The sequence below is a fragment of the Paenibacillus sp. FSL R7-0312 genome (assembly GCF_038004445.1).
GTDB lineage: Bacteria > Bacillota > Bacilli > Paenibacillales > Paenibacillaceae > Paenibacillus_AQ.
On the sequence record NZ_JBBORE010000001.1, the window covers coordinates 457,285 to 470,826 of the forward strand.

General features: G+C 39.1%; 11 protein-coding genes. 1 reads left to right on the top strand and 10 read right to left on the bottom strand.

The window, feature by feature from the left end; genetic code table 11:
- Positions 1 to 498 precede the first annotated feature (498 nt).
- Together MKX70_RS01945 and MKX70_RS01950 are read right to left on the bottom strand one after the other, a co-directional pair.
- Positions 499 to 1,326, bottom strand: a complete 828-nt coding sequence (locus MKX70_RS01945; protein WP_340839447.1) for a DUF1385 domain-containing protein — start codon at positions 1,324 to 1,326, stop codon at positions 499 to 501.
- A 62-nt stretch (positions 1,327 to 1,388) separates the two neighbouring features.
- Positions 1,389 to 2,027: a DNA-binding protein gene (locus MKX70_RS01950; RefSeq protein WP_340839449.1), complete on the bottom strand. Its 639-nt coding sequence runs from the start codon at positions 2,025 to 2,027 to the stop codon at positions 1,389 to 1,391.
- A gap of 165 nt (positions 2,028 to 2,192) precedes the next feature.
- On the opposite strand from MKX70_RS01950, the gene MKX70_RS01955 reads away from it, so the two are divergent.
- Positions 2,193 to 2,540, top strand: a complete 348-nt coding sequence (locus MKX70_RS01955) for a helix-turn-helix domain-containing protein (protein WP_340839451.1) — start codon at positions 2,193 to 2,195, stop codon at positions 2,538 to 2,540.
- Between the two features lie 260 nt (positions 2,541 to 2,800).
- On the opposite strand, the gene MKX70_RS01960 is transcribed toward MKX70_RS01955, so the two are convergent.
- The 8 genes from MKX70_RS01960 to MKX70_RS01995 form a co-directional block, all read right to left on the bottom strand.
- The gene (locus tag MKX70_RS01960; RefSeq protein ID WP_340839452.1) at positions 2,801 to 4,132 is read right to left on the bottom strand and encodes a nuclease domain-containing protein; all 1,332 of its coding nucleotides are present in this window, start codon (positions 4,130 to 4,132) and stop codon (positions 2,801 to 2,803) included.
- Positions 4,133 to 4,411: a DUF2357 domain-containing protein gene (locus tag MKX70_RS01965; protein ID WP_340839453.1), complete on the bottom strand. Its 279-nt coding sequence runs from the start codon at positions 4,409 to 4,411 to the stop codon at positions 4,133 to 4,135.
- A gap of 58 nt (positions 4,412 to 4,469) precedes the next feature.
- Positions 4,470 to 4,763, bottom strand: coding sequence for a nuclease-related domain-containing protein (locus MKX70_RS01970; RefSeq protein ID WP_340841612.1), 294 nt, complete (start codon positions 4,761 to 4,763; stop codon positions 4,470 to 4,472).
- Between the two features lie 360 nt (positions 4,764 to 5,123).
- Positions 5,124 to 5,414, bottom strand: a complete 291-nt coding sequence (locus MKX70_RS01975) for a hypothetical protein (RefSeq protein ID WP_340839455.1) — start codon at positions 5,412 to 5,414, stop codon at positions 5,124 to 5,126.
- A 796-nt stretch (positions 5,415 to 6,210) separates the two neighbouring features.
- On the bottom strand, positions 6,211 to 8,247 hold the full coding sequence (locus MKX70_RS01980; RefSeq protein ID WP_340839456.1) for an AIPR family protein: 2,037 nt from the start codon (positions 8,245 to 8,247) through the stop codon (positions 6,211 to 6,213).
- Between the two features lie 10 nt (positions 8,248 to 8,257).
- Entirely contained in the window at positions 8,258 to 9,208 is a 951-nt protein-coding gene (locus MKX70_RS01985; RefSeq protein ID WP_340839457.1) for a PD-(D/E)XK motif protein, read from the bottom strand.
- Positions 9,192 to 11,924: a Z1 domain-containing protein gene (locus tag MKX70_RS01990; protein WP_340839459.1), complete on the bottom strand. Its 2,733-nt coding sequence runs from the start codon at positions 11,922 to 11,924 to the stop codon at positions 9,192 to 9,194. The genes MKX70_RS01985 and MKX70_RS01990 overlap by 17 nt, the downstream gene beginning before the upstream one ends.
- Positions 11,914 to 13,335, bottom strand: a complete 1,422-nt coding sequence (locus MKX70_RS01995) for an ATP-binding protein (protein ID WP_340839460.1) — start codon at positions 13,333 to 13,335, stop codon at positions 11,914 to 11,916. Before MKX70_RS01995 ends, MKX70_RS01990 begins: the two co-directional genes overlap by 11 nt.
- Positions 13,336 to 13,542 lie beyond the last annotated feature (207 nt).

Here is a 13,542-nt window from a genome sequence, read left to right on the forward strand (position 1 = left end):
CCTTACTCAGATTGTGCTTCAATTGTCGCTCGATGGAAATCGAGTACTGTACCAACGTCGCTTAGAAGGCGATTAGGGACTCTTACCGAAACGGACCGTACAGGATACCATAACATACATGCCGGCACTGCGGGATCACCTGAGATCCCCGCCTCGTTACGCCCGCCCGGATAAGAACCGAATGTAGGATGAACGCGCTCGGCGTTATCTTACAGGTCCTATCATCGCTGATATCCAGCGCAACGAACATGGCGAAAGTATTACGACGGAAGAATAAATTTCCAGGGGAGCGTCTTGGGCTGCATAGAAAAAAGCCCAAAGGCAGGGAAGGGAAGCCTGCGCTTGAGCTTTTTTGGGAGGCGGATTCTGAGCCATAGAATTAAAGAAAGCAAATTGCTTGTGTCGGTCAAAGTCTGCACGCTGCTCTGAAGCCGGCTCAAGGCTTAAACCCCATTCATCGTTGGCGTGCACTTTATATGCTTACTTAAGCCTTCCTCGCTACTTTCCCAGTGCTTTTATATTCTCTTTATTATGAAACATATAGATACGTTTCTCTAACTTCATCAAGTGCTTCAAGCAGGCAATAGCAACCACAATATGTTTCGTTTGCGGCTTGGAAGTGAATAGCCATTTTTGCGCCAGTGCTCCAAGCCAATAAAATGGCTTCAACAGAACATTAAAAAGCTTAATATCTACCATAAAAATCTCCATACCAATAGACCAGGCGATGATAATTTTAGCTATAAACCATACTTTTAAAGGAATTATAAGGATCATTACCAATACAATAAATACCGCAAGATTCGTTCCACAATGAGGATGAACCCTGCTTTGTTGCTGAACGTTAGGAACGTTTAACTTCCAGCCTCTATTAAAAGCATTAGCCACCATATGCTCTGCTGCATGAAATTTCCCGGCAGGTCCAAAAATGATTTCATACAGCAGAAATATCATGCCCGCTGTTATTATTAAAGCTAATAAGAATAGAATCCAATCCCACACACCAGATGAGAAACTCTCTGTACTTGATGAGGGCAATAATAAACTGGATATCCCAAATAATAATATAACTCCATTCATCACAGTTGTGATTTTACCGTCAACTGATCTTTTGCCGAGCTCCACCACTCCACGGATAAATGGGAAATCAGCCAGCTTCCTGCCAATTCTTTTAAGTACACCCGAGCCTTCATCCGTTGTGGATTCATGCAATATCTCATCCTCAAAATCTATACTACCATCTGAATTGAGCGTAGCTGTAACCATATAATGATCGGACACAAACATGACCCCATTTCGGTATGCCCTTCCGCCAAGCGTATCCATTGTACACCCCCATTTTCGAACATAGACTCTCCTACCAAGACAGTAAGCAGAAACGTAATACATTAGGCTTTCTGTATCTTATATGATTCCACTAGATTACAGAACTTCCTATACTTCGACTGCGCGGTTTTATCCCGATCTGACTTGATCTCGTTTATATCATCATTTAAGTAACTCAACTGCTCATCTACATCCAACCCATAGCAAAGTGCAGTTTGCATAATTACAATAAGTCCATTCAGCAAACCTTTAGGATAGGAATGAAGAAAGCGAGCATAATTATTAAGGAGCTCTGTTTTTCCAGATAAAATCTCTACAGCATATAAATTCACTTTGGCCAAATATCGAAATTCACGAGCAATCTCATGCCCATCCGTCCCTAAATCCTCCATCCACCCAAGTTCTACGTATCTGTAAATGCTCTCTCTGGCCTGCTCGAAATCCCCCAGATGTTGACATGCTACTCCACGCATCTGCTGGCTGAAACCGAAATAATAAACAAGTGGATGCTGCATCTTAACTATAGGGATTGTCATTCCAATTGCCTTGTAATACAGCCGCTCTTCATAAATACGCTGGGCATAGCTATGCAAAATATCAGCAGTGTATAGCAGCTTGCCCCACTGTTCGAAAGAATGCGCAGTTTCAAGCATTTCGACAAGAAAATCAGGGTTGAAGGCTTTTAGGATGGAGAGATGCAACTGTGAATCCTCCTTTTTTATCCATTTATACCTTCATTGTATATTTTGTATTCTGGAGGGTCAATATAAAAAGTACTTATAAGGACTTTTTAAAATACTAATTTCTACTTAGATAGTCTGTAACAACTAATCTCCCTCTTCTAACCTTAATGTAGAGGTGATCCCATGAATTTACCAGAAAGCGTCGGCAAGCGCATACGCGAGCTTAGAAAGGCAAAAGGCTGGACTCAAGAGCAACTTGCCGAGACAGCTTCGCTTCATTACAGTTACATAGGCGGCGTCGAACGAGGAGATCGAAATATCTCATTAGAGACACTGGAAAAGATTATTACAGCATTTAATGTTCCTGCTATAGAATTATTTCGCTTCGAGGTTGAGGTCCAGCGTAGCAATGCTCTGGATGAACATATGGCTTTGCTTAGTAGTAAAAATGCAGAAGAAATAGCAGCGCTCACTCGAGTAACCCGGGAAGTGATTGCTGCTATGGCGTTAGGTATTACTCTATCTGATTAACCGGCAGCATTCGTCTCGATTATGAAGCACAAAAAGGCTCCAAGGTGGACGCAGTGAAGCATCCATTTTGGAGTCTTTAGTATGCTGCACAGATATTGATCGAAATCACTAGATCCCGAAAAACTCTGCCGCCGTTTCTGTAGTTACCTTAGCGACCTCTTCAGTGGTTCTACCAATCTCTACTACTTAATCCAAGCTGTTTTTCAGTAAATTCATTATATCTTTGTCAATATTTAGAGGACGGGAATGTTTGTTTAAACTCAAATATTCCTAACCTCCACAACCCTCCCCAAATCCACATACTGCTCATGATCCAGCTTCACCTTCACCCTGCCCTTGCGGCGCTTCTCCCGCCATTCGCGTAGTGCTTCCTCCGTATCCAGCCGCAGCTCGGCAATCTCCAAAGCCCGGTCCAGGATATACTTACTGGTATAGAGTACCGTGTAAATCCCTTGTCCCCCCAGCGTAACAGGATCAGCTAACTTCTTCCATTCCTCAACCGTAAAGCGTACATACAGCTCCTCCTCGGTACCCGGCCGACAAGGGACTTCCTTGATCTCCTTACGCCGCAGCACCTTCCAATCGGCTACCTTCCCTACCCAGTGAATGCCTGTTTTAGCGGGATCAATGAACTTTTTGCGAGATTGGCACATCGCGATGTATTCAATCTGGGTCAGCAGCTTTTGGAGGGCAAGATTCTTAAGCGGCATATGATAAAAAGCGTTCCGCACCGCCACCGCCACCTGCTCCGGCCCCCGGACAGAACCAACCAGCACATTTTTGACTGCAAGCTGACTGGCATAGTATTCCTTCGTGCCGCGCGGACGTGTTGAGCGTTCGTAAGCTTTTTCCGGGCTATCCTGAATAATCTCAGCTAAGAATTGCTCCACCAGGCTTGTGGAATTCGGCAGGAACGGCAAGGCGCCAATGTTCAGCAGCCCGATGCTTTTGTAGAAACGGTGGGTCTTGTACCGCTCCTCATCAGGGTACGGAAATAAAACATACGCCCCAAACATGCTTCGCTCGTATTCCCCGGAACCTGTCTCCTGATAGACTATTGCGTCCCGGTAGCGGTGCATCGTATTAATATCATCCTCTTCCGGTCCAGGCTGTCTATATTTCTGATGATAGGAAGTCCCCTCATAAGCCGGATTCAAGCGGTACTTCGCATCGAACACATACTTATACTCCTTGATCTGACCCGCATCCTTCTTCTTCAAGGTGAGCACATTATCCGGGCGTTGACTCAGTGTCGGGGTCTTATCCATTGCAGGAATAGCATTATAGTACAGAATGAATTGCTCCCCGTTCACCGGGTTCTCATAGACCATCTGCGCGCTCTGCGAGCGGTCCAGCGTCACAAAAATCCCGTTCCGGTTCACCCTAATCACATCCTGCTTCATCAGCTTATACTTCTGCCCCAGCAGCTGATTCAGCTTGAGGAAGCACCAATATTCATAGAGCTGCGCGACATCCTTCATGGACAGGCGGAACAGGTCGGTCTGGATCGACAAGCCTTTGAGCAGCATGAGATAACAGCGATAGACCTCGCGGTATCCCGGCGCCATCTGCAGCACCAGCGTAACAGACATCTACTTCAGCACTCCGGCCTCACGCAGGAAATCCATTTTAAGTACGCGCTCTATTTGCGTCAGCATCATATCCAGTCTTTTGATCAGCACAGGATCTGGGGTCCGGCTTGTCTTCCTCCAATGAACCTTGAGCTCCTTCAGTTTCCCATGAACCCGTTCCAGCATCCAGCGGATGAACCGGTTCTCGTTCGTATCATAGGCTAGACGCTTGCGTGTCTCCATTAAGTGCGTGGCTGTGTAGCACTCCGTCAGCCCAACCTCATTCCCAAAGTTCAGCACACCCGTATTTTCTCTACATGAAGCTTTCGGATCGCTAGGTTTGTAATATTAGCTTGGCTCAGTTGTTCATAAATAGATTGAACTTGTACTTGAGAAAATAAAGGCTCAGGGTTTCCAACTTTAAACGGAGCAGTTTTCTGGAGATAAATTCACTCAACTCTACATCATAAATGACTAGCTCGTTAGATTGAATTTTGCGGAGTTCTGGATTAATGCTTGAACGACATCTATACACCTTGTATCGGTTGCCTACTAACCAATGTTGATCCGTCCGTTTACCTTTAATTTCTCCATTGTAGTTTTTCGTTTCAATGACAAATAAGCAGTATGGAGAAATAACAATATGATCTATCTGAGCGTAACCAGTTCTAGATTAGGGTGCAATAGATCGCTTAGCGATCTGCATTCCTTAGGTAGTTGATCAAGTTGGAGATTGATTTTCTGTTCGCCTAACTCACCAATTCATGTGGGGGTAACCTTAGGCTTATGCTTGGAAGGTTGTACATTTTGCACAGCCTGTGGTGGCTTAGGGTCCGATATTTTAAAGAGAGATATTAAGCTTTAAACATAGCACAACCTCATATCATCTGTATTTACAATATGTATGGTTATTCGACAAAATGGAAAAGTCCCCCTTCAAAAAATGCACGTAAGAAAAAGACTGTCGTGTGGACAGCCCAAGCATAAGCATGTGTATGTTTTTTAGTCCATCTTAATCCGATAGAACAGAAGGAGGGGTAAAGGCATTTGCAAGCTGCATGCCATCCTTGAGTCCTTGTAGATACAGACGTTCATAAAGAACGGATTGCTTTAAAGAAAGCTTATCCTCCCAATTCTCAAACTCTGGCTTACGTGCAATATCCATGGAGGCAAACAACGCCTGAAAAGCTTTACGCTCTTCATCAAAAGCGTGTCTAGGCTCGGATTGATGTTCAATCAGTGCACTCACCACAACCAATCGACCTTGAATCGTTTCTGTAAACCATGCTGGAAAGCTCACCATATCTCCTCCAAGACAGAAGTAAAACCCCTATTTTCTTGATGCAACTGATTGATGAATTCGTCTACCCTACGACTCTGGAACTGAAGCGCTTCATTGTTACTTAACGGAATCGCCTGCTTCAGTGATTGCTGCCCAAGTTCATTCAGCTTGCGTTTTTCCTCATCATATTTCTGTTTCAGATGTTACATTACACCCCTTCCTTCCGGGAAAAGCTATATCTGTAGACGAAGCACAGAAATTTTAATGCGTATTAACCAAATTGTATGCGAGGAAAGTATTATTTTAATGCGAATATCGAATTAAAATAAAATATTATGAGGTGACACCGAAACGAAGCATCGCCAAGAACCACCGGGTGACAAAAATATCATCGGAACAATAAGTGGTAGCGAATAGCTAAACGAATGAAGCAAAAGATTTTTCTCGCCCGGTTGCAAGCCTCGGTCTAGACATCAGCCCGACCAGTTTATCGCGATTGGAAGGTCAATATAGGCTTGTGCAGGATTACGGGGTGGTTGCCAATGCGAAGCAGTGGAGGTTTCTGTTGGGGAGTTGCTGGGGGATAGTTAGTATAAAGATAAACAATGTACACTTCTGAAAGATTTTTACAAAAACGACCCAATAAAACCAGAAAAACATCTGTCTACCCTTTATTGTTGTAAGTCTCACCTAACAACAAAAAGGAAAGAACAGATGCCTATGGATTTCCGACGACTGACAGCTTAAACTTGCAAAATGAATATTAATCACAAAAAGTTTAGGCAAGGAAAATCTATAATTTACATTCAATAAATCCTTATACTACTACACCTTCATCTATTGCTTTTTCATATAGTGTGTTTAATATCTTACTTTGTTTTTCTGAAGGAGCCGCCAAAATTCCTGTAGCCATTTTCTCTAATATATCCATTTGTGTATGTGTCACTTTGCTCACTGATTGATACCTCTTATAGTAGTCCAACAATTTCATCCAAACTTGTCTATGAGTATTCACTACAAAAATTTGTATCTCAATACCCGTTTTCATTTTCTTTTCCTTTTTTTCTTCACGTTTAATATATTTTGTCTCTTCCTTATCGATCAAAAGTGTTTCGTTAAAAATGATCCCCATATTAAGTTTTTTTACTCTTTCCCAACATTCGCGTTTTTTACACCACTGAGCTATATTGGCCGAGCCTCCAGGAGGGGTTGTGATAGAATCATAAATCCCTTTGGTGATTGTATTGATGATAGGTATAAGCTCTTTAGGAAGTTGCTGTTCTTCCCATATTTTATTAAAAGCAAAATGCTTTCCGGTGGACTCCACTAACAAAGATAGGTAAGCTATAGTGTAAGTTACCGTCTGCGCTCTGAATCCGCCATCATACCATGCTGCATTAGAAATCAGTTTTTCTACATTTTTGAAAAGAATTATACGTGCTACTGCATCTTTAAAGTAACTGTCTGTAATCGCTAGGTTATCCTTTTCAAGATACTCCGTTATATGATCTGCAAATGATGCGAAGCTGTACTGGGCACCCTTAGAAACGACTTCTGGCTTTCTCAACCAAGAGTTCTCACTCTTAGAGAGAAAGGTTTTATCAATAAGTTGTGCCTTCGGATTCTCCAATTGAAACTTCGTTTTTTCCGCTTTTGTTAGATAAGCCTGTTCATTTAGATATTCTCCTCGCACCCTCTCATAGAACCAGTGAGTTCTACGTTGCGATCCTCCCATACTTGGAGCCCATACCCTTTGCGAACTACTTTTCATTTCCTTATGATAAGGATTATTGGAGAAAAAGTCTGACTTATTTACTTTATTTTGAGTATTCGCGTATTCAGAAACTTTTGATACAAAATCATGATGCTTTTCTTTTTCTTTGACTACAGATAGTTTCATTTGTACAGATACTTTTGCTACATCTAATTTAGCATTTTTTTTAGCAGCATAAATAGAAGAGGTGGTCTGAGCTCCATTTACAATTTGAAAATCAAAAATTTTACTTATGTTACCTATTTCATCAAATTCTACTTTACTTGCAGTCGCAGTGATACCATTGTTATAGGCGAAAAAAAGTTCAGGATTATATTCAATGGTGTTTCTTATACCTTTGTTTACTCCACCCTTAAACTGTAAGAAAGTCCTTACATTTTGTTCAAATAGCTTCTGTCCATATTGTTCATAGATATTTGATAAATCTTCTCCTGTTAAAAAAGATAGATATGATTGATATTCTACTGAGCTCGTTGGAATCTCCAAGCAGGGAAATTTCACATTAATTTCAAAATTCCTCTCACTATAGTCAGATATATTAATTTTGTAGATATAATCTATATCGACCACTCTTAAGTCTACCTGAATGTTATCTAGCTTTTCAGAGGGAAGCTCAGTTAGAGTCCTCGTCATGATGCCATCTGTGATTAAGATCATTCGAATTTTACTTATTTTACTTCTTTGGTTATAGTGAAAAATGCTATAAGCCATTGAGTATGCATCGGATGTCTCTTCCAAATCTCTATAAAGCCCCTGGATACTTTTTTTCACAAAATTCCTGAGCCTATTAAATTTCGTTGTGATATGAGTTTTTGTCAGTGTTTCAATCTGATCCTCTTGAAAAAATTGATGAACTAAGATCGTAAGAATCTCACGAGATTCGTCATAATCATAGCCATGTACTTCTATGCCTGTTTTAGAATACTCTGCAGCTGTATAATCGCTGGTAAGATCACCAATACTCACTAAAGATTCACACGTGTTTTCGAAGAAGGCCTGACTCCGCATTAATCCTCTGCTCTCGGCATCAGCAAGAATACTCTGCAAAAAATCTTGATGGAAATCCTCTAGAGTGATCATATCTTCCCTCTCATTTCAAAAGGTTCTGTAAATTCGTCTCAAACTTCTTACATTTCGATAAATCAATAGAATAACATGCTGAAACGATTGGGGCTTTTACATCCATTGGAGTAATTTTAGGGAATTCATTTGTTATGCTAAAAATCCTTTGGTTATCTACTATGAATTGATTCAACTCTTCGCTTATGATTTCAGGAGCATAGCCATAAGCCAAAAGTTTAGCCTCAAATAATTCCAATACGTAATCTGTCCCGTTAGATACTATTACCTTCTTAATGTCCCCTACTAATTCTTCTATCGATGTCCCATTTTCAGAAGTTGTCAGTGCATAAGTAACCATGTATAAATAATTTTTTTCACAATAAAGTTGCTTTAAGGAAGAAATACTTACATTATCTCCTTTAGAAGTTCTATAGGATTTAACTTCAAGTGCAGCATTATCAAGTAAAAAATCCTGTTTGTCAGACTCCGGGCCATTCCAAGCTAAAATAGCTTGATGAATCCCATACATAGGAATTACTATGTCTTTTAAACACAGTAGTTCAGAAAACAAGCCCATCTGCTGTTCTATAGGGAAAGCGAACATTTTTACTGCCTTTAACAGTTGTTGCCATCGTTTAAGTCGTACTTCAACTGCTTTAAGCATTACTTTTCCGTCACTGTGATCAAGTATCACTTCTATTAAATCATCACATAATGAAAGAAAAATCTCCCATTCCTTTTTGTCATGTAAAACTATAAATAAATCAGTATGATTAGGTTCTATGTCACCTTTAAACAACTGTATACCTTTAAGCGTTATTCTTCCAGTTTTAAACTCAATACTACTATTCGTCTGGATTCTCAAACCGTAGCTCCCTTGAGAGTCAGTTATCCAGAATAAATCGTGCGGTGTGTGAACAGAAACACGTCTTTGCGAGAGTCTTTGCATTCCTTCCCATGGATTATTCTTGGTAGTCATCGTAGTCATCCTCAGTATTTGATAGTAAGTTTTTAATTGTTACACTATTAATTTTTACTTTTACAGTTTTTTTACCACTTTCTATACCTCCTGGGAAGCTAATTCCGAAGGCAGCCAAATCTGTTTGATGAATGATTTTATCTTCAATGCTTTGATTAGTATCTTCCACTTTGGAAATTTCCCCATCAATTACATGTAACATAAGAAGTGGCCTTTTCAACTTACTTCTTACTGTTTTACGATCACTCTTATTAATCCCTTCCAAATCTTTTTCACAAAGAGAAATAGCCTCAGCAGATCCAGATGATACTTGTCTATTCTTAATTTCTAAATGATCACCTTTATCTGTAAACTTACGTCGCTCTTGTTTAATTTGTATATCTCCAATACAGAACTCAGCGTTTTTATCTTCTCCGCTATATAAAGCTACATCCCACTTAGTTTCCATTTTATTTACATATTCACGCACAAATTCAATAGGCATTCTAGAGTTAAGACCAAATTGATCTGAGGTAACTACATTAAAATGTTCTAAGAAATATGCAATAGCTTCTTTATCAACATCTCTCCACAGATAATTTCTGTAAGTCTTTTCTTTTTCATTGGAATCCGACCAATTTTCAGGTCCATATTGCTTATCAATTTGTGTAACAAAACTTTTTATTAATTCTATGTTTCTATTATTGATATTAATATCATTATGAACCCAACTTGTTTCCTTAGCTGTACCATCAAGTTTCATTTCGAAATAGATATCTTTACTGTTCTTTTGCTTATTTCTTGCAGTAACTTGTAGACCACTATCAGGATGGAATTTTACGGATAGGCCAAAATGTTCTGGAGTCATTTTTGCTTTAGCCATTCGATCTAAATCGTCAATCAAGTCCTCGGTAGCTTCAATAATTAACCTAAATCTATTCGCTACATCCATAGGCATGTAAATAAAACATAGGTCTTCATAGTTAGGACGATATCCAAACCATCTTCCCATTTGCATAAGGGTATCATAAAAGACTGTGCTTCTAATAAAATAACTAATACTCAACCCTTCGACAGTATACCCTCTAGATAGGCTTGTTCCACCAATAACTATAGCGTTAGTAGAACTATCATTTCTGTATACAAGAGGTATTGTAGTATGATTATGAACTTCTCTTACAATAACTGTACTGATAACATCAACCATACTGTGAAGAACGGCTTCCCAACTAAATTCAAGTGTAGAGTATCGTTTTAAAAATGTTTCCTTTAAATCCTTAATCAATGAATTCTGTGCTGAAGCATCCGTTAGTCTGCCAAACGAACTTACAGCATTTTGAACCTTCTCAACATATTCATATGAAAAAATGCCGACTCTTTGATGCATCAGGGTAAATCGAGTAACGTGAATTAACATACTGTTATGCTTATCCCCTTGGCCTCTAAGTCTCCTTATTCCTATATTAATAAAAAAGTGTCGTATAGCTTCAAATAAACTATCAGGTAACGACTTTAATGGATCATCTTTTTTATGAGTAAGTGGAAGAGTGTGGGTATAGTCTTTAATTGGAATAATATGTTTAAGGCCAGGATCTAAAAAAATTTTTGCTGCTCCAAAGTAATTAGTAGGTGCCTTAATTGCGTAAATGAAGTCTTTAGGAAAGATATCTTTACCAACGTCTTCATTCCTAGCTTCATGGTCGATAAATATGTTTGCATATGGAGTTGCTGTGTAAGCTACATAAGCACTTTTATGAAATAACTGTAGAAGCTCTCTTAGCCTTTTATTAATAATTGTTGGGTCATCTTCACTCTTAGTATTGATAGATGCATAGTCTGATTCATCGTCTATCATAAGCATGGCATGCCTTGCGATTTGATTCCTGTACTGCGCTTTCAGCCAATTAATAACATTCAAGAGAGTTTTCGAATTTTTCTTTATTACTATTAATATCGGACTCTTGATATTATCTAGATTTATTCCCTGTTTATTTCTATCTGCGTCTTGTTTATTAAAATCCTGCTCCGCAGTTGTCAAGCTTATTGGTAGCATTTCAGCTTTCATATTGCCAAGTTTACCTACACCAACAGGAACCCCTTTGTCTTTACCAACGAAGGCCTCATTCATTCGTACCTGCGTTTGATCTCTAAGATTATTCATCCCCCCAGCTATAACAACAATAAACTTGTAGCCAGCATCAGCAGCCTTGCATACTAAAGCTGAATAATTACTTGTTTTTCCTGACTGTACATGGCCCACAACCATGCCCAATCTTGAGAAGGCTTCTATTGAAACATTTGTAGGATTTTCGATATTATCCATAACCCTATCTGTATCTTCATCAGTTGTCTTTACTACTTCTGGTGCTAAAGATTTACTAATGAATTCTTTATATCTTTTCCAATAATATCCATTCAATTCCTGCTTTGATTTTCCAGTCCACCAAGTTGTATCTCTTTTCTGTTGCTCTTCCCCTTGTACAAGGATCCCTGTTTCCATTCTCACATCAAAGTGGGTCTCAAACTCTCTTCTCATTCGAATCCAATCTTCTTCAGTTAAATCTTTAAGATCAGGAGTCGAAAGTATAGTCCCAAGCAAAGAAATACCATTAGAAAATATAACTTTTTGAATAACTTCTATTTCTTCTTTAATTTTATTTTCGGGGAGTACCCCCTCAACTTCTTGGAGCTTTTTTAGGATAAAGCTCTTTATAACCTGATAACTGTTACTCTCCATCTCTGAGTATCCCCTCTCTATTCTTGAACATCTCCGTCTTAAGCAGGCTTGTAATCTCTAGCTCGCTCAAGCCAGCAGTTCGGAGCTTTTTAGTTATTTCTTTAATGTCTTCATCGGTTAACAATGTTTCTTGATTTACAACGTAAGGATTCTGTTGCAACTGTGCTTGGATAGCTTCCAAAGGTAAGTAAGCTTGTAAACCTCTTAAGTACACATCCAACAACTCCTGAAGCTCAAAAGGAAGATCCATCGTTAACCTTTCAAGTAAGGGATGTTCTTGATTCAAAGTAAATCTGAATCCCCCATTCTGTGGAATCATTGACCAAAACTTAGTCGTTGTTTTATCCTCAATCTTTTTTCCCCTGCCAGTGTATGGTCTTGAGCCCTTTTCTGTAACCTGTCTTATAATTCTCCGGAGATCATTTTTTATTTCTGGGATAGGGCTAGCAGTAGACTTCTTAATATCAATCCTCCAATACTTATCTTGATCATTGGAAACCTCAATTTTTATCCGGACAAGTTTATGAACATCATTTGCTTTGTGAAGTCCCCACCAAGTTCCGTATATAAGCAGTCTCCGAGCTCTATATAAATAAAATCCCTGGGACTTTGTATACCCTTCGTTTGTGGCATACTCCTCATATTCTTGTTGAGATAGTTTAGAATGATGTGGAAGAATGTACGGTTGTACAGTTATTGTAGAATTATTTACTTTCAATTTCTCACTAGTGAATTGTTGCGTTGCAGGATGATTAATATTAAATGGGTTAAAGGGCTTTAATGCATTGTTATTAATTGAAATATTAATTGCCTTTTGTTTAGGAGCTCCTTCTAAGAACTGATGGAATACTAGGGATAAGTGCCTTCTTAGATTCGAAATGACAGCTGTTAAGTCCAACTTATCTACACTGTCAATTTCCTGCCATATAATCAACGTTCCACTGTCTTGAAATTTTAACTGTTTTACTAGTGGCATGCCATTAAATTGAGTAAGAGGAGGAGCAAGCAAAATCCATTCGTCTTTATCTGCAATATAGTCTAAATCCCATTGTCTGACTGATGTCTTTTTATTTTTTTTAGAAATGACAGTTAATTTTTTACCTTGTGAAAAAGAAGCTGTTTTTAAGCCTAGTCCAAACCTACCTAAATCTGATTTATTTCTCTCAGCCTCAGGATCTTTAGCTCCTAAGCGCATAGCTTCAACAAGTTCCTCACTGGCCATTCCATTGCCATTATCAAGCATACAAAAAATTAACTCTGGCTCTGCAAGCAGATGAATATTTATGTCCGAGGCTTGAGCCGCGAGACTATTATCCAATATATCTGCTACAGCTACATCAAATGTATAACCCACTTCGCGCAAGGACATAATAAAATTTTTAACTTTTGGATTAACAATTTCTTTTTTCACATTATCCACGCCTTTTCAATATGGCCCTCATTTTAAATACTAGCAAGAACCTAATTACTGATATCATTGTTTATTGAAGTAGATGACAAATCAAACATCGCTAATATACGACATTTCCCCGAACATTCTGAGACTCCAGAAATAGATTTTTAGAAAAAAATAGACCTACTGGTCTAATTTACCGCGCCCTTAATATTAAATCAACTA